The 21,936-nt window shown below is 61.9% G+C and carries 20 protein-coding genes; 15 read left to right on the top strand and 5 right to left on the bottom strand.

Annotated features, from left to right (window positions below; translation table 11 throughout):
- Positions 1-10: 10 nt before the first annotated feature.
- Positions 11-2,092: an SUMF1/EgtB/PvdO family nonheme iron enzyme gene (locus tag D0B32_RS10495; protein ID WP_117333881.1), complete on the bottom strand. Its 2,082-nt coding sequence runs from the start codon at positions 2,090-2,092 to the stop codon at positions 11-13.
- A 435-nt stretch (positions 2,093-2,527) separates the two neighbouring features.
- On the opposite strand from D0B32_RS10495, the gene D0B32_RS10490 reads away from it, so the two are divergent.
- The 9 genes from D0B32_RS10490 (at position 2,528) to D0B32_RS10450 (ending at position 14,688) form a co-directional block, all read left to right on the top strand.
- On the top strand, positions 2,528-2,920 hold the full coding sequence (locus tag D0B32_RS10490) for a DUF4399 domain-containing protein (RefSeq protein WP_259294977.1): 393 nt from the start codon (positions 2,528-2,530) through the stop codon (positions 2,918-2,920).
- Between the two features lie 44 nt (positions 2,921-2,964).
- Entirely contained in the window at positions 2,965-3,390 is a 426-nt protein-coding gene (locus D0B32_RS10485) for a DUF4399 domain-containing protein (protein WP_117333879.1), read from the top strand.
- 299 nt (positions 3,391-3,689) lie between these two features.
- Entirely contained in the window at positions 3,690-3,971 is a 282-nt protein-coding gene (locus D0B32_RS10480; protein ID WP_117333878.1) for a hypothetical protein, read from the top strand.
- A 76-nt stretch (positions 3,972-4,047) separates the two neighbouring features.
- On the top strand, positions 4,048-5,439 hold the full coding sequence (locus D0B32_RS10475) for an efflux transporter outer membrane subunit (protein ID WP_117333877.1): 1,392 nt from the start codon (positions 4,048-4,050) through the stop codon (positions 5,437-5,439).
- Positions 5,440-5,650: 211 nt separating this feature from the next.
- The gene (locus D0B32_RS10470) at positions 5,651-8,149 is read left to right on the top strand and encodes an FHA domain-containing protein (protein WP_117333876.1); all 2,499 of its coding nucleotides are present in this window, start codon (positions 5,651-5,653) and stop codon (positions 8,147-8,149) included.
- Positions 8,127-9,500 carry an HlyD family efflux transporter periplasmic adaptor subunit gene (locus tag D0B32_RS10465; RefSeq protein WP_117333875.1) on the top strand — a complete coding sequence of 458 codons (1,374 nt, stop codon included), beginning with the start codon at positions 8,127-8,129 and terminating at the stop codon, positions 9,498-9,500. The genes D0B32_RS10470 and D0B32_RS10465 overlap by 23 nt, the downstream gene beginning before the upstream one ends.
- A gap of 40 nt (positions 9,501-9,540) precedes the next feature.
- The gene (locus D0B32_RS10460; RefSeq protein ID WP_117333874.1) at positions 9,541-10,293 is read left to right on the top strand and encodes a peptidylprolyl isomerase; all 753 of its coding nucleotides are present in this window, start codon (positions 9,541-9,543) and stop codon (positions 10,291-10,293) included.
- Positions 10,294-10,339: 46 nt separating this feature from the next.
- Positions 10,340-13,399, top strand: a complete 3,060-nt coding sequence (locus D0B32_RS10455) for a peptidase domain-containing ABC transporter (protein ID WP_117333873.1) — start codon at positions 10,340-10,342, stop codon at positions 13,397-13,399.
- Positions 13,396-14,688 carry a sigma-54-dependent Fis family transcriptional regulator gene (locus tag D0B32_RS10450; RefSeq protein ID WP_117333872.1) on the top strand — a complete coding sequence of 431 codons (1,293 nt, stop codon included), beginning with the start codon at positions 13,396-13,398 and terminating at the stop codon, positions 14,686-14,688. The genes D0B32_RS10455 and D0B32_RS10450 overlap by 4 nt, the downstream gene beginning before the upstream one ends.
- Positions 14,689-14,703: 15 nt before the next feature.
- Here the strand turns inward: D0B32_RS10450 and D0B32_RS10445 are convergent, their stop codons facing one another.
- Positions 14,704-15,474, bottom strand: a complete 771-nt coding sequence (locus D0B32_RS10445) for a PP2C family serine/threonine-protein phosphatase (protein ID WP_117333871.1) — start codon at positions 15,472-15,474, stop codon at positions 14,704-14,706.
- 5 nt (positions 15,475-15,479) lie between these two features.
- On the bottom strand, positions 15,480-15,767 hold the full coding sequence (locus D0B32_RS10440; protein WP_117333870.1) for a hypothetical protein: 288 nt from the start codon (positions 15,765-15,767) through the stop codon (positions 15,480-15,482).
- Positions 15,768-16,279: 512 nt separating this feature from the next.
- Here D0B32_RS10440 and D0B32_RS10435 point away from each other — a divergent pair.
- From D0B32_RS10435 to D0B32_RS10420, 4 genes are all read left to right on the top strand, one after another.
- Entirely contained in the window at positions 16,280-16,768 is a 489-nt protein-coding gene (locus D0B32_RS10435) for a lecithin retinol acyltransferase family protein (RefSeq protein ID WP_259294976.1), read from the top strand.
- 64 nt (positions 16,769-16,832) lie between these two features.
- Complete coding sequence (locus tag D0B32_RS10430) at positions 16,833-17,081, top strand: hypothetical protein (protein WP_117333868.1); 249 nt, start codon at positions 16,833-16,835, stop codon at positions 17,079-17,081.
- A 211-nt stretch (positions 17,082-17,292) separates the two neighbouring features.
- On the top strand, positions 17,293-17,553 hold the full coding sequence (locus D0B32_RS10425; protein ID WP_117333867.1) for a hypothetical protein: 261 nt from the start codon (positions 17,293-17,295) through the stop codon (positions 17,551-17,553).
- 214 nt (positions 17,554-17,767) lie between these two features.
- Entirely contained in the window at positions 17,768-18,652 is an 885-nt protein-coding gene (locus D0B32_RS10420; protein WP_117333866.1) for a lipid A biosynthesis lauroyl acyltransferase, read from the top strand.
- Between the two features lie 108 nt (positions 18,653-18,760).
- On the opposite strand, the gene D0B32_RS10415 is transcribed toward D0B32_RS10420, so the two are convergent.
- Entirely contained in the window at positions 18,761-19,204 is a 444-nt protein-coding gene (locus D0B32_RS10415; protein ID WP_117333865.1) for a YciI family protein, read from the bottom strand.
- 296 nt (positions 19,205-19,500) lie between these two features.
- Here D0B32_RS10415 and D0B32_RS10410 point away from each other — a divergent pair, with 296 nt between their 5' ends.
- Positions 19,501-20,430, top strand: a complete 930-nt coding sequence (locus D0B32_RS10410; protein ID WP_117333864.1) for an AEC family transporter — start codon at positions 19,501-19,503, stop codon at positions 20,428-20,430.
- 64 nt (positions 20,431-20,494) lie between these two features.
- Here D0B32_RS10410 and D0B32_RS10405 read toward each other — a convergent pair whose 3' ends face one another.
- Positions 20,495-21,214, bottom strand: a complete 720-nt coding sequence (locus tag D0B32_RS10405) for a transposase (RefSeq protein ID WP_117333863.1) — start codon at positions 21,212-21,214, stop codon at positions 20,495-20,497.
- Positions 21,215-21,479: 265 nt separating this feature from the next.
- Here D0B32_RS10405 and D0B32_RS10400 point away from each other — a divergent pair, with 265 nt between their 5' ends.
- Positions 21,480-21,686 carry a hypothetical protein gene (locus D0B32_RS10400; RefSeq protein WP_117333862.1) on the top strand — a complete coding sequence of 69 codons (207 nt, stop codon included), beginning with the start codon at positions 21,480-21,482 and terminating at the stop codon, positions 21,684-21,686.
- Positions 21,687-21,936: the final 250 nt, after the last annotated feature.

Genomic DNA, 21,936 nt, shown 5'->3' with positions numbered 1-21,936 from the left:
GCCCAGCGCATCACTTGAGATCCTTGACCACCCGGAAGCCGTTTTGCGATTGACGCACGCTGCCGCTGTACTTGAAGCGGGTCGACGCGAGCATGTAGTCGGCACCTTCACGCCACGAGCCGCCGCGGATCACCCGTGTATCGCAGGCCGAGGCATCCCACGCGCGGTCATCCACGGGGGCGTCCTTGTACGAACTGTGCCAGCAATCGCTGACCCATTGCCAGAGATTGCCGCCCATGTCGTACAGACCATACGGATTGGCGGCGAACGTGCCGACGTTTTCGGGGCCGTCCTCATGCCACGGATCGCCGCAGCCCTTGCAGTTCGCATTGCCTTTGCGCATCTGTTCGCCCCACCAGTAGGGCGTCGCGGTGCCGCCGCGTGCCGCGTATTCCCACTCGGCTTCGGTAGGCAGACGGTACGGTTTGCCCGTCACCTTGCTGAGCCATTTGACGTACTGCTGGGCCTCATCCCAACTGACATCGCGAGCGGGACTATTCGCAGCGGTGGCATTTTCACTCGACAGTTTCGGACAGGCACTGGCGGCGACGCACGCATTCCATTGCTCGACCGTTACGCCGTACTTGCCAATGGCGAACGGTGCGCCGATCGTGACGCGATGCGGCGGCCGCTCCGAGATGTCACCGGCGGTGCTGCCCATCGTGAAGGAACCGGCGGGCAGCGAAATCATCGCGGGGCATGCTGCGCAGTCCTTGCTTTCGGCGTTCGATGCGGTGGCTGCTGTGGGCGGTGTTGCTGATGTTGCTGATGTTGCTTTAGGTGGCAAGGTTTTGAGTGCCACTGCGGCAGCCGCCGGTGTGGCTGCGGGTGCGGGCACGGTCGCATTTGAAGGTGCAGGCGTGGCGTTAGCGACATGGGCAGCAGGCGCGGGTGCAGGCGCAGGCGCAGGCGTGGCCTGCATCGCCGAAGCGGCGTGCTGATGCTCAGTGGCAGCGGGAGCCGGTGCAGCCGCTTGTGCCGGTTGCGGAGCAGGCGCGGGTGCTTTCGACGCAGCAGGCGGCGCCGACGCCGCACTCTGCAAACGCTCGATGCGCGCCTTCGCGAGCGTGGCGAAGCGGCCGTTGGGATACGCCTTCAGATACGCCTCATAGTCGCTCGCGTAGTTACTGTTCTTGATGGAGTCCCAGAACGTCAGTTCGTATTGCTCGTTGCTGTCTTTCGGCATGATGCCGCGACTGCGCATGGCGACCACCGACGTGCTGGCGAGCGCTGCGCCTGCATCACCTGCAAAGCTGGGCGCGTGCGCGAAGCGAAACGCGCCGGCCAGCGACGACACCGTCCAGGGGCGTTGCTGATCGCGCGTTTCAACACGCACGGTTTTCGCCGCATCCCGCATGATTGCGTCGATCTCGCGCTGCGGATCAGTGGCCAACGCCCGTAAAAGCGCACGCGTATAGACGCCGTGCGCCATGCCATCGGCCGCGAAGCCACCGGGTGCCGTGGCGTAGGCGATCAACGTCTGCGCAGGAACGCTTGCAGGCGACACTGACTCGGCGTGCGGCAAAACATGTGATGAAAAATCGTCGCTGACGTTAGCGCTTTGCAGACAGGTGTCGAGAATCACCAGATTGGTTTTGCCAGCACGTGGTGCCGACATGGCCGCGAGCACGCTGGAGAGATCGATTCCGTCGCTGTGAAGCGAGGTGCGTGAGCGCGCATCCACCGCTTGCGGCATGAGGATCGTTTCGCCGTCGATCTGCGCACCGTGTCCCGCGAAATAGAAGAGACCTGTGCCGCCGTCCGCCAGATGCAGACGGAACGCAGCGAGCGCCTGCCGCATCTGTTGCGGCGTGGCGTCGGTGAGTACGCTCACCTCGAAGCCGAGTGAAGTCAGCAGTGCGCCCATGCTGCGCGCGTCGTTAGCCGGATTGCGCAGTGTGAGCGCGGGAAGATCGCTGCGCCCGTCGCTGCTGCCAATCACGAGCGCCACGCGCCGCTCGCCGCCTGCGTTGCCCGATAAGTTTGTCGTACGAAGAATCGTGCGGTCGCCACTGGACGTAGCGGCGCAGGCGTCCATCCACGGCATGTGTAGGGCCCCGGCAATGCACATGAGCAGGAATGTTCGCCACATATTCAAATCCTGTTTGTTCGGACCGAACCATCTATCCGTTGACGGACACTCCGTCAGCGGATCAGGCGACGCACTGCATGAGCCCACAGGTGTACAGGGTGTTGGCAGTTTCGCGACGGTCGTAAACAACCATAGCATGCGTTACGTGCGTCACAAGGTTAACGATTGCCCGTTTCATTTTATAAATTTGCGACCTAAGCTACGTCCTAAGTTAAAGGCCAGATGCGGGGCCTGGATTGGCAGCGCGGTTCGCCGTTTGCCATGACGCGCGGTGGTGCGTGGCGCTTCGAAGCTGCGATGAATGCAGCAGACGAGCGCGACAGATGAGTGCAACAGACGAGCGCAGCAGATAAGCGCAAAAGCCACAGCGCACGAACAGGTCATTTTCGAAGGAGGCGCAACATGCCAGCAAGAACAGCGCTTAGTGTTCTCGCCATGCTGTTGTTGACGGCGGCGACGCCCGACCTGCAACAGAATCCGTCGCCGCCGGGCGCGGAGGAATACATCATCTGGCCTGCAGACGGCACTGTGATTCACGGCGGCAAACTGTGGGTGCGCATGGGCTTGCGCGGCATGGGGATTTGCCCGAAGGGCGTCAACGTGCCCAACACCGGGCACCATCATCTGCTGATCGACACGGACCTACCGCCGCTCGACAAACCGATTCCTTCGGACCGCAATCATCTGCACTACGGTGCTGGCGAAACCGATGCACGCGTCGAACTGGCGCCAGGGCCGCACACGCTACAGCTTCTGCTAGGCGACGAGAACCACGTGCCGCAGGTTCCTCCGGTCTATTCGAAGAAAATCACCATCTACGTACGTTAGGACCACACGGCAAGTGCCGGTCTGCAAGGACGGGGAGTCGCACGATGAACAAGGTAATCGCTCTAGCGTCGTTGGCCGCCATAATGTGGCTCAATTCCGCCATCGCATTGGCCACGCCCGCGCCTGCCGATGCCATTTGCTACATCGGCTATCCGAACGACGGTCAAACCCTTCCCGCCAACAAGCCGTTCCGTGTCTGGTTCGGTCTGCGCAACATGGGCGTGGCGCCTAAAGGTGTCAACTTTCCGAACACGGGTCACCACCATCTGCTGATCGATACGGATCTACCGCCGCTCGACAAGGAGATTCCCTCCGATCGCAGTCACCTGCATTTCGGCGCGGGAGAAACCGAAACCACCTTGGTGCTGCCGCCCGGCAAGCACACGCTGCAACTGTTGATGGGCGACTACATGCATATGCCGCACACGCCGCCGGTCTACTCGAAGAAGATCACGGTCTACGTCAAGTGACGCAAGCGGTGCAGGGCGCGGGGTGCGCGTGCGTGCAGGTTGCGCCATCTGAGCCTGTTGGCGCGACACCAACGCCGCACAGCATGGATGTTGGATGACGGCCATCACTTCTTCGTTTTTCAGCGCATGCCGGTATGCCACGAAACGGCTCGGTACTCCTGAATACCCCGTTTAATCGTGCCTGCAAGCCGTCTGCCACAGCATGCATGCGAGATTGGCACGGCCTGTGCATTAGCTGGGTACGAGCCGACACACGCCAAGTGCCGGCAATAGGTCCAAGTGCCCACTGGAGAACCGCAATGAACTCGCTCATCGTCTCAGACCTGGATGTCACCGAAGAACTCGACCGCGAGGCCATGCGTGCCATGCGCGGCGGCCAGATGACCGGCTTCGCGATGCCGCAGTTTCCTTCGTTTGGCCAGTTCAAGTTCGGCGATGGCGTGACGATCGGCGCGTCGCAACTGATTAATCAAGGCCTGAATATCGACAACGTGGTGGGGATGGATACCGCGTTCGCGACCGGCATGCGTTCGACCGTCACGCCGCATCAGTCCGCCAATAACAGCATCACGCTGCTCTGAGCGGCTGGAGAGAATCGTGTCTGCCTTGTCCGGACTGGCGGGTGCTCATCGCGAGCTGGTTTGCACGACCCGCTGGATGGTTTGCGTCATCGCGCTGTGCGGATTGGCGTTGAGCGGTTGCGTCGACGTCAGCATGCCCGCGTATCAACGTCCCGCGACACCCGCCAAGGAAACCTGGTCGAAGCAGGGCGCTGCGGTTTCGGCCGCTGCCACGATCGAGCCCGACTGGTGGAAGAGCTTTCAGGACCCGTTTCTGGACTCGTTGATCGGCAAAGCCATCGACGGCAACTTCGACATCAAGATTCTGGCCGCACGGATTCAGGTGGCGGGCTCCGAGATCAACGAGGCGCAGGCGGGCGCGCTGCCTACCCTCGACGCGGGCGCGGGCGCGAGCTTCCAGAAAAGCACTGGCGTGCCGTTTCAGCAGCAGTACATGCTAGGCACCCAGGTCAACTGGGACATCGACATCTGGGGCAAGGTCGAGAAGGGCGTGCAGGCGCAGAAGGCGGAATTTCACGCCACCGAAGCGGACTGGCGCGCGGGCTACCTCGAACTGGTGTCCAACGTCTCCATCACCTATTTCCAGATTCTCCAGTACGACGACCAGATCGAACAACAGGAGAAAACGCTCGCCACCAACCGCCAGATTCTTGCCATCTACGAAGGGCAAAGCCGCAACGGCCTCGTGCCTCAGACCCAGGTGGTACGTCAGCAGGCGGAGATCAACCGCTTGACCAACGAACTGCTGGAATTGCACCGCTCGCGTGATCTCGCGAACAACGCACTGGCGACGCTGACCGGTGTGCCGGCTGGCGATTTTCACCTGCCGGATGGGCATTTGCAGCAACGCGTGCAATTGCCGCCGGTTCCCGCCGGGTTGCCCTCGCAGTTGCTCGCGCGCCGGCCCGATGTGGTGGCTGCGGAATTTCGCGTGCTCGAAGCCTATGACCTCGTCGGTCAGGCGAAGCTCGCACAACTGCCCACCATCAGTTTGACGGGACATGCCGGCACGGCGAGCTTTGCGCTGTCCTCGCTGCTCAAGGCGTTCACGTATGGACTGATGCCCAGCATCGACTTTCCGATCTTCGATCCCGGTGTGCGCGCGCATGTGAAAACCACCAAGGCGCAAGGCGAACTCGCCGAAGAGCAGTATCGCCGCACCGTGATGGGGGCGTTCGAGGAAGTGGAGAACGCACTCGTCAATCTCGACTCGCATCGCCAACAGCGGGTGGAGTTGCAGCAGGAAGTGACGCGCCTGCGCCTCGTGGCCGACCAGATCGAAGCGCAACTGAAGGAAGGGGTGGTGTCGCAACTGGAAGTGTTCGAGACGGAGCGCACGCTGCTCGAAGCACAGCTCGCCTTGCTCGCCAATCATCAGCAGATTCTCTCGGACACCGTGCTGCTCTACAAGGCGTTGGGCGGCGGCTGGGGTCCGGTCGATGTGCAGGCCGACGTCAAGGAAAACTAAGGGAGTACTAAGTGAAAAGCAGCGCGATACTCGGGGAAAACGTGAGGCACGTTCAGGCTGCCGCGATAATTGACTCCCGCCGTGCGTGTCTTACAATTCGATTGTCATCGCCTGTACGGTGTTCCCTCGCGCCCATCGCCTGGCATTGCGCGTCGCACCGGCTCTTCGCTCAACCCTTCGTGGTTGCGGATCAACTTCGTGATGAAGACAAATGAATCCCGGCGAGGCTCCCATTGCAGAGTTGAGGGTGACCCACGAACAGGCGTTCGATGTGGTGCTCTTGCCTGTCTCACAGCCGGAGCTAGGCGCAATCCGCATTGGCAACACGCTGTTTGCGGTCGGTCGCGGTGAGCCGCCGTTTGCGAGTTTTCCGCAAGAATCCGTTTCTGCGTTATCGCGCAGACATGCCAGGGTTTTCATCGAACACGGCGCCGCGTATGTCGCCGATCTGGGCAGCAAGAACGGCACGTCGGTCAACGGCGTGAGCGTGCGGCAAACGCCACATCGTCTGCGTGTCGGAGATGAACTGTGTTTTGGCGGCGCGCTCTGCTATCGCGTGGGCATCGAACCTCGTGCACATGACGTGGGCCGCCCGATACAGACGGTGACGTTGACGCTCGTGCCGGAACGCGAGGATCTTGGACTTCAGCCCATCGAGATACTGAGCTTTCCATTTCTCGTCAGCAAGACTGATGAATTGTTTTCGCGCTACAGGGCGGCCTTTCCTCATCAGGTGAATTACATCTCGCGGCGTCACGCACATATTTTTCTGCAGGATGGCGTGCCGTCTATCGAAGACCTGGGCAGCACGAACGGCACGTTCGTTGCCGGCAAGCGGCTCGAAGAATCCGCGGTTTCCCTGAAAGACGGCGACGTCCTTGCATTCGGCGGCGACCACTTCGTCTACAAGGTGCACCTGCATAAAGCGTGCGACCTCGAGGCCACCGTGACGACGATCCCTGCTTCCGACCCTGTGAAAGTCGAAGTGTTTGACACCGACAAGACCGCATTCGTCGGCGCCGCGCATTCGTTTCTCGAGATCTTCTGCATCGACCAGGTCACGCAGCGCGACGACGAGGTCAACGAGTCCGTCGCACACGCGACGCCCGCAGCGGAACGCGACACGGAGCACGCCCCGGCACGGCGCCGCTGGCAGGTGTTCGCGGCCGAATTGCTGCGGGCCTTTTCCGGCGACGACCGCACGGCGCTCCGGCGCGGCGCGCTATGGGGTGTTGCGGGCCTCATGCTGGTGCTGGCAGTGTCCGTTGCGCTGTATATGCGCGGCGCCGCGCAACGCGAGGTGAAAACGCTGCTGGCGGACGGCGACTATGGGCAAGCCACCACCTTGGCCAACGAGAACCTGGCCCGTCATCCTGCGGATACACCCATGCAGGCTCTCGCGAGCGAAGCCTTGCTGAAGTCCGTCGTGCCGGATTGGCTTTCTGCCTTGCGGCGGGGCAACTTCGCGCGGGCCGCCGCGGTGAACGCGCGTGCCACGGCATTGGCCGCGCCCAATCCCGATGCGCGACCGCTGGTGGCTGAACTCGCATGGGTGGGCGATCTGGAGCGATTCGTAGTGGGCAGGGGCGGTACCCAGGCGCCGATTCACATGAACGCCGACGAAGACGTCATCACGAATCTGCTCGCGCGCTGGAACGCGGACCCCCAGGCGCACCAGCACGCGCTAGATCGCATTTCCTCATACGTGCCCGATTTCGCTGAGCCCTATGCGCAGGCGATGAGCCATTTGCGTGCGCTACAGAGCGACAACTCCGTGTATTTGCCGGCCATTGCGCGATTGAATGCGGCGCTCAAAAGCGACCTGCCGCGCGGCGACTTCGACGCACTGCGAGCGATGTTGAGCGAGTACGCCGAAAAGTATCCGCGTCTGGCGGGTCTGGAGCAACTACGCACGGACCTCCGGCAATACGTCGCGCTGGCGGACGCGGCCCGGGCGCGCCAGCTCGGCGCATTACTGGCGCTGATGAAATCCGCGCACTTCGCGACCCCGCAGTTTCAGCAGCAGTATCAGCAGTTCGCCGCGACGCAACTGCCCTCAAGCGCGGTGATGCAGCAGTATCAGCGCGCCGCTGCGGCGTGGCAACGCGGCGACGCACAGCAGGCACTAGCCGGCTTGCAGTCCATGCCCGCTTCGCCGTGGTCCGACGTGCTCGCGCAGGAGCGGGCCCGCAAGCAGTCCGTGCTGGATCAATACAGTGCGCTGCAAAAGGCGCGCGGTACGAAAGGCTACGACGATCAATTGCTGACCTTCTACGGTGCGCTCGATCCCGTCGCCGACACGTGGTTCGTGCAGGCCATCGGCAACGACGTGGCGGCGATTCGCGAGAAAGCGCTGGTGCGGGCGCAGGACTGGCTCACGCACGCGCAGGCACTGTGGCATCAGTATCGTGAGAATGGTGCGATAGGCGGGGCTGAGCGACTCGAATCCGGCATCTCGCCGCAATTCCGCAGTCAGGCCAGATTGCTCTCGGAAGCGCAAAGCGTCGCGCAACAGGGCATGCGCATCTATACGCAATTGCGTGCCGATCATCCCGGCGACTCGGACACGCTGCTCAACGCGATCAACGCCGAAGTCGACCTGCAACGCCGTTCACTGCAGGAGCTGCGCATGGTACTCGACCCCGAGCTGTTGCGGGCCAAGCTCACGCTGATCGGAGGCGCTGCCAGTGAAGCGGGAACTGCATCTTAAGCCGCTTGCCGAGGCGCTCGAAGATCACAGCGCCGAAGGCATCGCAATTCTCACGGCGGAGCCGGTGCGGCTGGCACGTGCGCTGGTGCTGCTGATGGTCGCGCTGGTAGTGGCCGGGTTGCTGTGGTCGTTCTTCGGACACGCGGACGTGATCGTGAGTGCACAGGGCACACTCGCGCCCGTGTCGGAAGTGCGGCGCTTCTATGCACCCATCGACGGCGAACTGGTGGATCTGTACGTGGCCGAAGGGCAGCCCGTTTCGAAGGGCGATGTGCTGGCGCGGCTGAATGCGCGTGGCGCGATCGAAGCGGCGAGCAACGCCTTGCAGGCGCAACTCAAGCTTGACGATGCCGAGCGGGAGTGGCGCGAGTTTCCCGCGAAGAAGGCGCTGATGGAACGCAAGGCAGCCGCGCTCAAGGAACAGATGGAAGTGGAGTCGAACCTGCACCAGAACCGCATGTCGGAGGGCACGACCAAGCTCGCCGAGGGGCAACGCGCGTTGCTCGACGAGGCCCGCAGCAACCTCGACAACGCACGGCGTGCGCGGGATTCCGCGCGCGACGAACAGGACAAATATGTGCGCCTGTTTGCGCAACCGGGCGGCGGGGGCGTAGCGGAACTCCAGGTCGACGCGAAGAAAAACGCCTACCAGGAAGCAGAAAACGCATACCGTGTGGCCCAATCGAAGCTCTCTGAACTGGACTTCCAGTTGAGTCACGAATATGCGCAGGCCAACGCGCAACTCGCGACGAGCGGCGAGGAAGCCACCAACCTGCAGATTCAATACGATTCTGCAGTGCGCGATATCGCCACCGCGCAGGACACCGTGCGGCTGCAACTGGAAAGCGCCCGCCTCCAGGCAGACGCCGCCGCGCGCATCCGTTTCGAGAATATCGACAAGGACAATTTCCTGCTGATCGTGGCGCCGGTTTCGGGCGTCGTGACGGACGTGACCTCGACGCAACCCGGCGACAAGGTGCAGGCCAATACGCCGCTCGGGGCCATTGCGCCACAGAACGCGCGCTCGGTGCTGAAGATCGAAATTGCGGAGCGTGACCGGGCTTTCCTGCACGAAGGCCAGGCCGTGAAGCTGAAATTCAACGCGTTTCCCTATCAGCGGTACGGCTTGATCAACGGCACCCTCGAATACATCTCGCCGGCCACCAAACCCTCCGCGCAGGACAAGCAGCCCGTCTACGAAGGACGCGTGGCCCTTGAACGGAACTACTACCAAGTGGCGGGCAACCGCTATGCATTGCGTTACGGAATGACTGCCAGCGCCGAAATCGTCGTACGCGAGCGGCGTCTGATCGATCTCGGCCTCGACCCGTTCAGACAGGTGGCGGGATGACGCGCGGCCAGCGCAGGCCTCAATTCAAGGAGCGGAACAGATGACCGCGATAGTGCGAATCGACGATGAAGTCGTGGACGTGGCCGAATTCATACGTCTGCTGAAACTGACCGGACAGTTCGAGAGTTTGATCGAGCAGGTGGTGCGCGACAAGCTCACGGTGCACGCCGCGAAAAAGCACGGCGTGCAGTTGTCCGAGGATGAAATCCAGCAGCGCGCCGATCAGTTTCGCCGGGTGCGCGGCCTGCATCGCGCGGCCGACATGAATCATTTCCTCGATGCGCTCGGCGTGAGCCTCGATGAGTTCGAGCGCTTCATTACCGACGGTCTGTACCAGGAAAAGATGCTGTCGAATATCGGTGACCCGGCGGAAGTCGAAGAGTACTTTTCGTTGAATTCGCCGAAGTTCGACGCAATCGAAGTGAGCCACATGGTGCTGGATAGCGAAGGAAAGGCGCGCGAAATGATGTCGGTGCTGGACGACGATCCGGACAGCTTCGCCGAGATGGCACGCGAACATTCAATCGCCGAAACGCGCGAGCGCGGTGGCGTGATTGGCAAGGTGCTGCGCGGTTCGCTCAAGCCTGATATCGAGGCGAAGATTTTCAATGCCGACGCTGGCGATCTGCTGGGGCCGTTTCCCTCGTCCGACGGTTCCTGCTACGAGATTTTCGCGGTGACGGCGAAGTATCCGGCCGCTCTCGACGAGGACGTCGAGAGCGAAATTCGCCGGCGTCTGCGCGAAGAGTGGCTGCTCGCCCGCGCGCAGGAGCATGTGATCGAAGTGCGTTAGGCCCGTTAGGCCCACTGACGGTTCATATACCGAGGTTCACCAACATATGGATGCACCACAAACCGCTTCGCCAACCGCCGACTTCCTTGCGACGGTCGAGATTCTCTCGCCGTTCTCGCGCGATGAACTCGAACGGTTGGCCGCGCACGCCGAGTCCCGGCATTTCGCATTTGGCGAGACCGTGTGCAATGCGGGCGAAGCGGCGGACGGGCTGTTTGTGATCAAGTCCGGTACGGTGCGCATCTTTACCGAGGAACGCGGCAAAGAGATCAGCATGGGGGTGCGCAAGACGGGCGAGATCTTCGCCGACATCGCGATGCTGCGTCAGTATGTGCACGAGTCGTCGGTACGCGCCTCGGCGAAAACGGAGTTGCTGTTCATTCCGCGCAGCGCCATCGAGCCTGTGATCGGCGGCAACCCGGATGCGCTTGCGTTCGTGGCGAGCTACGTGGCGATCAGTTCGGCTGGCGGCTTCGTGACGCAGCTATTCGATCTGCGCAGCAAGCTGAATAAAGCGGAACTCGAAGAATGCGTGCGCAGTGTCGGTGCAAAACGCGTGAGCGCGGACAAGGAAATTCTCAAGCAGGGCACGCGCGAAGATCGACGGCTGTATGTGGTCCGGCAGGGCGAAGTGCGTATCGTGCGGCACGACGAGGGCAGCGATTACGTGCTGGCCACGCTCAGGCAAGGCGAGATCTTCGGCGAGAAAGCGTGCTTGCTGCGCCAGGAGCAGATGGTCTCGGTAGTCGCTAACACCGAGACGCGCCTGCTCGTGATCCCCGAGAAGACGGTGCACTTCATCCTGGAGCGCAACCCGAAGTTGCGCGAGGCGCTCGAAGAACGCATCCGTTTTGCCGAACGCGAACTGGAAAGGCAGAAGCGTGTCGAGCAACGGCGCAAGCATCCCGTCGTACTCGACCTGCACACGCGGCCCGAGTTCGGCGAAAAAGTGCTCCGGCGATTTCCGCTCGTCGAGCAGGCCGAGGAGATGGATTGCGGTGCCGCCTGCCTCGCGATGATCTGCCGGCACTACGGCATCGGCATGACGTTGGGCAAGCTGCGCGATCTTGCCAATGTCACGACGATGGGTGCGACGCTCGATAGCCTCGCCCGCGCCGGCGAATCGCTCGGCTTCACGACGCGCGGCGTGCAGTGCGTCTATGAGTCGTTGCGCGGCTTCGATCTGCCTTTCATCGTGCATTGGGAGGGCTACCACTACATCATCGTGTATGGCACGTCGAAGGACTGGGTGTGGATTGCGGACCCGGCGCTCGGCTTCAGAAAGCTGAGCGTGGAGGACTTCGAACGCGGCTGGAGCGGTACATGCCTGCTGTTTACGTCGGGCCCGAACATGGTGCAGATGGCGGCCTCACGCTCACCGTGGATCCGCTTCGCCGGATACCTCACGCCGTACCGCAAGATACTCGCGCACCTGTTTCTCGCCACGTTCGTGATTCAGGTGCTCGGCGTAATTCCACCGCTCATCATCCAGAACATTCTTGACGGCGTCATCGTGCATCAGAACGTCAGCCTTCTCGAACTGCTGATTACCGGGCTGATCGTGGCGAATGTTTTTTCGCAATTGATGTCCACCGTGCGCGCCTATCTGGCGAATTTCATGGTGCGCAACATGGATTTCGCCATGATGTCGCAGTTCTTCAAGCACACCATGTCGCTGCCGTTCTCGTTTTTCGCCAGCCGCAAGACGGGCGACATTTTTGCGCGTTTCCAGGAAAATCAGACCATTCGTGCGTTCCTCACCGAATCGACCGTGACGACCGCGCTGAATCTGCTGATGGTGTTCATCTACTTCAGCATCATGTTCTTCTACAACGTGAAGATGACGCTGGTGCTGATCGCCTTCGTCATTCCGATCGTGCTGCTCACCGCGCTTGCCACGCCAAAAATCAAGCGCTACGCACGCGAGGTGTTCACGGCATCCACGGATTCCAAGGCGTTTTTGATGGAAGCGCTCGCCGGAGTCGAGACGATCAAGGGCATGGGCATCGAACGTCCGGTGCGCATGCGATGGGAGAAGAAATACGCGAAGGCGCTCGAGGTGCAATACCGCGCCCAGGCCTTCAACATTCTCGTGGGCATGGGCAGCCAGCTGTTGAATGCGGCAACCACCATCGCCATTCTGTGGGTGGGCGCGAATCTGGTGCTGGCGCGTGAGTTGACCATCGGCCAGTTGATCGCCTTCAATGCATTCATGGGGAGTGTGCTGGGACCGCTGATGGGTCTCGTCAATCTCTGGAGCATGCTCAATGATGCGGGCGTGGCAATGGAGCGCCTTGGCGATGTGCTCGACATCGAGCCCGAACAAAAGCCGGAAGACCTGGCCGCGCGCGTCATCCTGCCCGATCTGCAAGGCGATATCAGTCTGAACGGAGTGTATTTCCGCTACAGCGCCGGTGAGAGCGAATATGTGCTGGAGAACATCAGCTTCGATATCAAGCCCGGTGAACTGGTGGCCATCGTGGGTCGCAGCGGTTCGGGCAAGACCACGCTCGCCAAGCTGCTGGTCGGTTTTTATATGCCAAGCGAAGGCAAGATGACCGTGGATGGCTACGATCTCAACAGTATCGACAAGGGTTGTTATCGCGGGCAGATCGGCTACGTGATGCAAACCAATCTGCTGTTTTCCGGCACGATTGCCGACAATATCGCGAGCGGGGACGATGCGCCCGACCGGCGGCGCATCGAAGAGGTCGCGAAGATGGCCGACGCGCACGCGTTCATCAGCAAGATGCCGCTCGGCTATGAGCAGGTGGTGGGCGAGCGCGGCCTTGGACTCTCCGGTGGCCAGATCCAGCGCCTGTGTATTGCGCGCGCCCTGTATCACGATCCGAAGCTGCTGGTGTTCGACGAAGCGACTTCAGCGCTGGATACCCAGTCCGAGAGCAATATTCTCGGCAATATGCACGACATTCTGAAAGGCCGCACTGCGGTGATCATCGCGCACCGGCTGAGCACGATCATGCGGGCCGACAAGATTCTCGTGCTGTACGAAGGCGCCATTGTCGAGCAAGGCCGCCACGAGGAACTGGTGCAGCGCAAGGGAATGTACTACCAGCTCGTCCAGAAACAGTTGAGTGCCGGATGAAAATACTTGACCAGACCGAGGACGCGAGTCCCGCCGTTTCGTACGCCGGCTTGATCGAAAAGATCGAGATCCTGCGCTCCATGTTGCGCTGGGCCTCGAAGCTCGAACGCGCCGACATCGAACGCGTACTCAGGCAGGCGAGCGCACTGCGCGACGAGGTCATGCAGTTGTCGCACAAGGAGCGTTTCGTGCAGGCGGCCGCGGAGCCACTTCGTGTCGAGCAGTCACGCGGCGCGCGACGCGCGGCGCTGCTCGCGCGCAGCTTCATTTTCGAGGGTACGTTCGGCGACAATCCGTCCTTGCTCGAAGCACTGGAAATTGCGGAAAAGGCGGCCCCCACCGAATTGCCGGTGTTGATCGACGGCGAGAGCGGCACGGGCAAGGAGCTGATGGCGAAGGTGATTCACGCCAACGGCAGCCGGGCCGACAAACCGTTCATCTCGGTCAATTGCGGGGCGATTCCCGATAATCTTCTGGAATCCGAATTGTTTGGCCATAGAAAGGGCGCCTTTACCGGCGCCTCGGGCGATCGTAAAGGCAAGTTCGAAAGCGCCCATACGGGCACGATTTTCCTCGACGAAATCGGCGAATTGCCGCTGGCGGGACAGGTCAAACTGCTGCGCGTGCTCGAAGCGCACGAAATCCAGCGCGTGGGTTCCGACGAACCCATTCCGGTGGATACGCGCATCGTGGCCGCGACCAATCGCAATCTGCGGCGCCAGAGCGAGCAGGGCAGTTTTCGCGAGGACCTGTTTTACCGGCTCAGCGTGATTCACATTACGTTGCCGCCGCTGCGAGAACGGCGCGATGAAATACCGCTGTTGCTCGCGTATTTCAGCGACGAGGCGGCGGGCGCACTGAAGCGCCGTCCTGTGCGAATGACGCCGCGCCTGCGCGATTTTCTGCTGCGCTATGGCTACCCTGGCAACATCCGCGAGTTGCGTAACATCATCTACCGGATCTCGTGTCTCGCGGGCGACACGGGTGACGTGGAACATCTGCCGGTCGATGTGCGGCCGGGCGCGGCATCGCCTGCTGCCGCCACGGTGAGCGTGGTGGCGAATCTGATGTCGCTGGGGGACGCCAAAAGGGCGGCCAGTGATGAAGCCGAGAAAGTCTTTCTGGAGCGCGGGCTTCAGGAGGTGGGCGGCACCGTCGCCGAACTGGCGCGGCGGGTCGATATGAACCGCTCGCACTTGCAAATGCTGCTGAAGAAACACGGTCTGCATTCGAAAGACTTCCGTCATCGCAACGCTCAGCAAAACGACAAGGAGCCGGGCGGGGGATGATGCGGGATCGACTACCTAGGGTGACGGATTGAGGAGCGTTTTGTCGGACGCGTAAGTGTCCTCGGCGCGCACCACCACAGCCGTGATGTTGTCGCGCCCCCCGCGTGCGAGCGCCGCTTCGATCAGCGCATCGCAGGCCACGTCGCAATCCGCCACCGTCAGCGCGGCCTGCATTTCCTGCGCGCTGAGTTCATTGCTCAAGCCGTCGCTGCACAGCAGAAACGTGTCGCCGTCAGCCACGGCCATCGTGCTGGCGTCGAGTTCCAGACGGTCCGTTGCGCCCACGGCGCGCGTGATCAGGTGCTGGGCGGGATGATTGATGGCTTCCTCTTCCGTGATATGGCCGAGCGCCTTAAGTTCTTCCACCTGGCTATGGTCGCGCGTCAACTGCCGTAGATGACCCTGGCGGCATAGATACAGCCGGCTGTCGCCGGCCCACAGATAGCCGCAGTAGGCGTCGCAGGCGAAGAGGGCGACCACCGTGCTGCCGATCACGGACACCTGCCGACGCGCGGCCTCGTCCCTGAGCCGCTGATTCACGGACAGCAGACGTTCGCTCGCTTCCGCGAGGTAGTGGGCGATGCTCTCGGGCGCGGACAGGCCGCTCAGCGCGTCGACGATCAGACCGCTGGCGAGGTCGCCCACCGCATGGCCGCCCATGCCATCGGCGACAGCCCAGCACGCGCGTTCGGGCTGCTGGAGGCAGGCGTCCTCGTTGTCCTCGCGCACGCGGCCCGCGTCCGAGCGTGCGGACGACACCCATCTGAATTGACTGGCACAGGTCACGGTCGTTACGCCGCGTGGTTCTTGCTGATGGCGTCGGGCGACACGCTGAGGTTCGCGTTGTTGCCGGTGTTGTTGACGTTGACCGACTGGAACTGGTTGATCATCTGCCCGGCGTAAAAGTTGTTGGTGATCTGATAGAGGTTGCCGACGGCCCCCGTGCCCGAGGTGGTGGGCGTATAGGGCTGCATCCAGCCGTACAGCCAGGGCGCGCCGTCCCCGCCGCGAATCATGCTCATGGCCTTGTGGTCGAGCGCGAAGCTGTCGGGAAGATCGTGAATCCGGATGGTCGCCATGATGTGTCTCCGATGCGGCAATGAAGGTGCGGCTGCAACAAGCCATGTGGATGGCCGATACGTTGCAAATAGCGTGCTAGCGTTGCCGCGTTCTGGTCGTTTGTCTCGCATGCCTAGACTGGCGGGCGTTACACGCCGATGCGCCGGTGCGGCACGGTCGCGGACGCGAAGGAATGTACGGTCTTGCCCAACACTCGTGGCCGGGCTCGCGCCGTCAACCCAACACATTGCGCGATCTCTTCACACCGCATTCACACGCACCGTGCTGGCGGAATGCATCCAACAGTTCAGCACGAAAAGCGTTTGTCAGGCGCAGACATTCGTCCGCTCCACCACGGCCTCATTTTCGCTGACTCGCCCGGAAAATCAACGGTTCGAGGCTGCTGGCCCGGATGATGCAAAAGACCTCGCAACAGTGTTGGGTCGAGGCAGGCATCACCGGCCCCAAGCGAAAATCGAGGCGAGTCATGAACAGCAATCAACCCGCAGTCCGTAGCGAACCACGGCACGCCATGCGCGGTGCGGCCAGCGTCTGTGCGGATATTCCGCTTTGCGACGGCCACGACCTGACACCCGGCACGCATCTCGTGACGCGTCGGGGTGGCTACGAGCATCACGGCATTTATGTGGGCGCGGGCAGGGTGGTCCACTATGCCGGCTTTGCTGCGGGCCGCTGCCGTGGCCCCGTGCTCGAAGTCACACTGGACAGCTTTGCCGCCGGTAACGCGATCGTGATTCGTCTGCACACCGATGCCCGCTTCGTGGGCACCGAAGCGGTGCTGCGCGCTCGCTCACGTCTGGGCGAGAACCGCTACCGGTTATTGACGAACAACTGCGAGCACTTTTGTACGTGGTGCCTGTCCGGCGAAAGCCGTAGTCAGCAGGTCGAAACGTGCCTCACGCACCCCCGCGCCGGCATGCAGGTGCTGATGAGTCTGTTCAAGGCGCTCGTGGCGACGGAATTGAAGGGCGTATATGCAGGCGTTCGAGTGGCCGCCTGAATACGCCGGCTGAAAATCAGGAATCCGAATCAGGGTATCAACTGGAGTTTCGAAGGAGCATGACATGTACAGCGCCGAAAAATCCTTGCACTGGATCGTCGACAAGTGGCTCGCGCCGACGCCCGCTACCCCAGCACGCGTTACCCGCATGAGCCGGATCGGTTCGCGCCGGGCAAGGGTGGTGTGCGTCGAGACGGCACGGCCGGGCGGCGTGCTCTCGCTGGTGTTTTTCCGCCATGACGACGGCTCATGGAACGTGTTTCCGCCCGCAGCGGAGCGTCCGGCGATGAATGGCTTCCGGCGCGCCGCGTGATCACCGCGTGATGCCGCCTGATCCCCGCGTGATGCCCGAAGCGGCTGAGGGCCCGCGCACAAGGCCGGCGCAGGCGAACCGCGCAGCTTTATGCGGAAATCGCCAACAGTGAATTCGGCCGTGGCGCTCGTTGCCGGGCGGGCATCGTTTTACACTGACTTCACTGCATTCAGACAAGACCGTACGCGGGACATCTTCTGGAGAAAACGCCGTGAAAGTTGCTCAATTTATCGTTGCTGCTGCGCTCGCCATCCCCGCTGTTTCGTCGTTCGCGCAATCGTCGCCTCCTTCGTGGAACGACGATGTGAGAACGCAAATCGCCCAAGACCAGAGCACCTACCGCTACACGGACTCCGCCGATCAATCGCAGGCTGCGCTAAACGATGCGCGCCAGAAATGGGTGCCGGCACGCCAGATCACTGAAGTGAACCTCGGCCGTTACTCGCTTTCCGTGGTTCGCCCGTCCTTCTGACGGTTTGAATTGCAATCGAAGGTGAGGGGATACCCCCTCATCTTTTCTGTCGCTTTTCCCGGTCAGCCGTGCGAGTATCCTGTCCACGTTTGCGATAGTGGCTCGTTGATCAGAAGCGCTCGAGCATCCCGTCAATCATAAAAGGTGCCGAACGCTTGTCTTTGCTCTCTGCTGTCCCCGTTCTTGCTGAAAACCGCGGCCTGCCGGGCGCCGGTTGCTAGGCCGCGTCGGCGTGGCGGCCGCTCTCGCGCTACTGAAGTTTCTCGCCATCCTCCCCTATGGACTGACCGCCCGCTTCGGCGATGCTTTGGGCTGGCTGCTCTATCAATTGCCGAGCCGGCGCAAGCGCGTCGTGCACGTGAACCTGCGGCTGTGCTTTCCCGACTGGGATGCCGCGCGGGTCGAAAGCGTGGCGCAACTGCATTTTCGTCATGTGATCCGCAGCTACGTGGAGCGCAGCGTCCAGTGGTTTGGTTCGGCGGAAAAGTTGAAGAAGCTGGTGATCGTCGACAGCGAGGTGGATTTATCAGACCCGGATATGCCGCCCACCGTGCTGCTCGGCGCGCACTTCGTCGGCATCGAGGCGGGCTCGGTATTCATCAACTACGCGCTCGGCCGGCAATGCGGCGCGTTGTATCAGCCCATGTCGAACAAGACGCTGGATGCCGTGGCGCGCACCCAGCGCGGCCGTTTCGGCTCCGACATGGCGAGTCGCGCCGACAGCGCCCGCATCGTGTTGCGCTGGCTGCGCGACAAAAAGCCGGTGATGCTCGGCGCGGATATGGACTACGGACTGCGCAATTCCATGTTCGTGCCATTCTTCGGCATTCAGACCTGCACGCTGACCGCCGTAGGGCGGCTTGCCAAAACCGGCCAGGCGCAGGTGTTGCCGTTTATTGGCGAGGTGCTGCCGAATTACAAAGGCTATCGGTTGAAGGTCTTCAAGCCGTGGCAGGACTATCCGAGCGGCGATGATGCGATCGACGCGCGTCGCATGAATGCCTACCTGGAAGAACAGATTCGCCTGATGCCCGAGCAGTACTACTGGGTCCACAAGCGCTTCAAGACCCGTCCGCCGGGCGAGGCGTCGTTCTATTGATGCTGCGATGAATCAGGATTCGGCCTGGGTACACCCGGAGTGAATCCGACCTGCCCATGATGGAATCGGCCCGCGCAGGGCCGATCTCACGGTGAACGTGCGTCGCGCTCAACGCTTCTGTTGATCGCGCTGCTGTTCGTCGATTTGCTGACGCAGGCGCTGGTCCGCCTCCTGAAGCTCGGGCGTGAAGGCGGCGGCGAAATCCGCCGGCTCGTAGAACGGGCGGATTTCGATGTCCGAATCGCTTACCATTGGATTCGGGCAGCGCTTCACCCACGCAATGGCTTCTTCCATTGACTCGACCTGCCAGAGCCAGTAACCGGCGACCAGTTCCTTGGTCTCCGCAAACGGGCCGTCGACGACGGTTCGGTCCGCACCGGAAAACCTCACGCGTACGCCTGCCGAACTCGGTTTCAGGCCGTCTCCGCCTTGCATGATGCCGGCGTTCACGAGCTCTTCGTTGAACTTGCCCATCGCCGCGATGAGTTCCATGCTGGGCATTTGTCCCGCTTCCGACTCAGGCGTGGCCTTTACCAGAACCATCACACGCATTGCCATTCTCCTGTCAAAAAACGATCTGGATTCGGAGGCATCGAGTGCCTCCACTGCCACGACGAATGACGCGGCGGAAAATCGACAGCGAAACGATAGCACGCAGTGCGCGCGAAAACGGGCGACGTGGAGCTTTGACCGGGCGCTCTTGTATGCAAGCCTGAAGCGGGCTCTAAAGCGGGCTCTAGCGCGGGTTTTAAGCGGGCTCCAAGGCGCACCCCAGCAACCGCTCGCGTGAGGCGTAAATCTCGGCTAATTATCGGCAGGCACACTGTCGGTTCTTACTGGACTGCGCCATGCATCTCGTCGGTACGATATTCCCGATCTTCGCAATCGTCGTGGCAGGGTGGCTCGCGGGCGTCACCGGCTATGTGCCGCGTGCCCTCGGAGGCTCGCTGACGCGCTTCGCCTATTACGTGGCGATGCCCGCGCTCGTGTTCCTGACCATCAGCGATGAACGGCTGCACGCGCTGCTCGACTGGCGTTTTCTGGCCGCGTTCGGCGGCGGATCGTTGATCTGCTTTGTGGTCGTGATGGCGATTGCACGCTTGCGTGGCGGTGCAACACTGGGTTCGGGCACGATGCTTGGCGCGGCAGCGTCGATGACCAATACGGCGTTTGTCGCGCTGCCTATCCTCAAGACGCTTTACGGCAAGCCGGGCGTACTCGCGGCGGCGGTCGCAACGGTCTTCATCGGCGCGTTTATGTTCCCGTTGCTGGTGGTGCTGCTCGAAATCAGCCGTTTCGATACCTCACGAAAAATCCGTATGGCGCCGCTGATCCGCCAGATCGCGACCAATCCCGTGATTCTTGCGACGGTCTTCGGCGTGGCGTGGTCGCTATCCGGTTTTGGCATGCCCGCACCGCTCGAGTCTTTTCTCACCGTTCTCGGCGACGCGCTCACACCCTGTGCCCTGTTCGCCATTGGGCTCGAACTGACGCTCAGCGAGTTTCGACAGCGCCTGTCGTTTTACGCGCTCGTCACGGCCGTCAAGCTGGTGATTACGCCGCTCGTGGTGTACGCGTTGTGTCTTGCGAGCGGTCTCGGGCAGGCGGCGACGGTTGCGGCGGTGGTCTGCGCTGCGGTGCCCACCGCAAAGAGCGCCTACATTCTCGCCACCGAGTACGACGTTGAAAAAACCACGGTAGGCGCGGTCATTTCCATGTCGACGCTCATTTCCATCGTCACCTTGATTGCCTGGCTGTACCTGCTCCACGGTCCTTGAAGCATTGTGGGCCGACACAGCACACTGTGGATCAGTCAGGATTCCTTGACGGTTTGACTGTCGATCAGCCCGCGTGTGCGAGGGTGGCGGCGGTTCGAACCTTCTTCTGCGGACGATCGCGCAGCAGCAGGGGCATCAGACGCCGGGTCGCGGTCTGTGCCGCCCACTCGCAATACGCGGCGCTACCGAGCACCCAGCCGTTGAGCGTCGATTGCATCAGGTTGTCGACCTCGAGTTCGTCGAGGGGGCGGGCGCTCAGGTCGCGGTAAGCCTGGTGGCGCTCCGGCGGCGTATCGCCGAGCGTGCGGTAGAGCGGGTGGTCCTTGATGAAGCGATCTTGACGCAATCCGACGTGATGCGTGTAGCTGGACCACGGGTAATGTGACGGCTCCGCGGCGAGGCGGTTGCGCACCGGCGCGTGATCGATGACCTGGCTTGCGAGCAGGAAATAGCGATCGGGCTCGATCACGGTTGCGCAGTAGCCGCCGCGCCAGACCATACCGCGGCGCGCATGGCGGCGGTTGAAGGTCTCGACGTAGCGGCGGCAGACGGCCTGCATGGCCATCGCCACACTCGATTCATAGGCCGGCGTGACGAGAAACTGCACTGCCTCGGGCATGAGCACCCACGCATGCACCGCCAGGCTGGCGACGCGCGCCGCGTCCGCGAGGCAGGTGAGAAAGTACAGGTAATCTCCTTCGTCGAGGAAGGCGGGCCCCGTGAGCCCCTGCAAGATAACGTGCTGCGGTTGTTCTGGAACGTAGTGCCGTGCAAGCCGTGTCATGCTGAATTAACCGGAGATCCGTGGCGAGAAAGCGTTCCGACTGGTGTCGGAGACGTGACGGTGCGTAACGAAATTCTAGGGCTCGCGCGCGTGCGTCTGCATCACGAATAGGCCTTTATTTTGGCCTCATTTCGCTGATTTGCCGCGTCAGGCAAAGGTCTGATGTATGCCGGCGCTGAATAGCAGGGCTGCCCACCTGAAGCTGGGCACAGAGCGTGCGGGCCAGAAAGAGACCTGGCCACTGTGCCAAACAAAGGAGGATGCAATGAACCATCATGCAGGTCGTTCACACGACGAGCGGGTCGCCGCGCGCAAGCAGGAAAAGCAGAAAGCCCAGGAACAGCCGGGCGGCTCGAAGGCGATTGCAGGGACAGAGCCGAATGCAACGCGCAGCAGCGGCGAGCTATCCGAGGAAGGCAAGGAGGTTTGGCGCAAAGGTGCGGGGATCGACGGCGGCGGGAAAATCCGCTGACGTTGCGCAGGCTGAAACGTCGCACGTGCACAGGTGCGGGCCCACCACCAAGCTTAAAGGGGACGAAGGGCTGGCCACGTAAAGACCGGGCGCCGGGATCCGTTTTTACACGCGACGCGCCCACCGTCACTGCCAGGCTTCTCCCTCTCTGGCCGGGCGGCGTCGTCTGCGCCATCGTGACTTCACCGTGATCCGGCACGTGTACCACTGGCCCACGCGCCATACGCGGTCCGGGAATTGCTGCGTTCGC

This window comes from Paraburkholderia sp. DHOC27 (genome assembly GCF_003429005.1).
Lineage (GTDB): Bacteria > Pseudomonadota > Gammaproteobacteria > Burkholderiales > Burkholderiaceae > Paraburkholderia.
This window is presented reverse-complemented; position numbering and strand designations above follow the sequence as displayed.

Bases quoted from the DNA above. Each gene is read 5' to 3' on its own strand.
- D0B32_RS10450 (WP_117333872.1), top strand. From the start codon at position 13,396: ATGAAAATACTTGACCAGACCGAGGACGCGAGTCCCGCCGTTTCGTAC.
- D0B32_RS10415 (WP_117333865.1), bottom strand. From the start codon at position 19,204: ATGCGTGTGATGGTTCTGGTAAAGGCCACGCCTGAGTCGGAAGCGGGA.
- D0B32_RS10475 (WP_117333877.1), top strand. From the start codon at position 4,048: ATGGTTTGCGTCATCGCGCTGTGCGGATTGGCGTTGAGCGGTTGCGTC.
- D0B32_RS10490 (WP_259294977.1), top strand. From the start codon at position 2,528: ATGCTGTTGTTGACGGCGGCGACGCCCGACCTGCAACAGAATCCGTCG.
- D0B32_RS10440 (WP_117333870.1), bottom strand. From the start codon at position 15,767: ATGGCGACCATCCGGATTCACGATCTTCCCGACAGCTTCGCGCTCGAC.
- D0B32_RS10495 (WP_117333881.1), bottom strand. From the start codon at position 2,092: ATGTGGCGAACATTCCTGCTCATGTGCATTGCCGGGGCCCTACACATG.
- D0B32_RS10460 (WP_117333874.1), top strand. From the start codon at position 9,541: ATGACCGCGATAGTGCGAATCGACGATGAAGTCGTGGACGTGGCCGAA.
- D0B32_RS10480 (WP_117333878.1), top strand. From the start codon at position 3,690: ATGAACTCGCTCATCGTCTCAGACCTGGATGTCACCGAAGAACTCGAC.
- D0B32_RS10435 (WP_259294976.1), top strand. From the start codon at position 16,280: ATGCGCGGTGCGGCCAGCGTCTGTGCGGATATTCCGCTTTGCGACGGC.
- D0B32_RS10470 (WP_117333876.1), top strand. From the start codon at position 5,651: ATGAATCCCGGCGAGGCTCCCATTGCAGAGTTGAGGGTGACCCACGAA.
- D0B32_RS10485 (WP_117333879.1), top strand. From the start codon at position 2,965: ATGAACAAGGTAATCGCTCTAGCGTCGTTGGCCGCCATAATGTGGCTC.
- D0B32_RS10405 (WP_117333863.1), bottom strand. From the start codon at position 21,214: ATGACACGGCTTGCACGGCACTACGTTCCAGAACAACCGCAGCACGTT.
- D0B32_RS10400 (WP_117333862.1), top strand. From the start codon at position 21,480: ATGAACCATCATGCAGGTCGTTCACACGACGAGCGGGTCGCCGCGCGC.
- D0B32_RS10410 (WP_117333864.1), top strand. From the start codon at position 19,501: ATGCATCTCGTCGGTACGATATTCCCGATCTTCGCAATCGTCGTGGCA.
- D0B32_RS10455 (WP_117333873.1), top strand. From the start codon at position 10,340: ATGGATGCACCACAAACCGCTTCGCCAACCGCCGACTTCCTTGCGACG.
- D0B32_RS10430 (WP_117333868.1), top strand. From the start codon at position 16,833: ATGTACAGCGCCGAAAAATCCTTGCACTGGATCGTCGACAAGTGGCTC.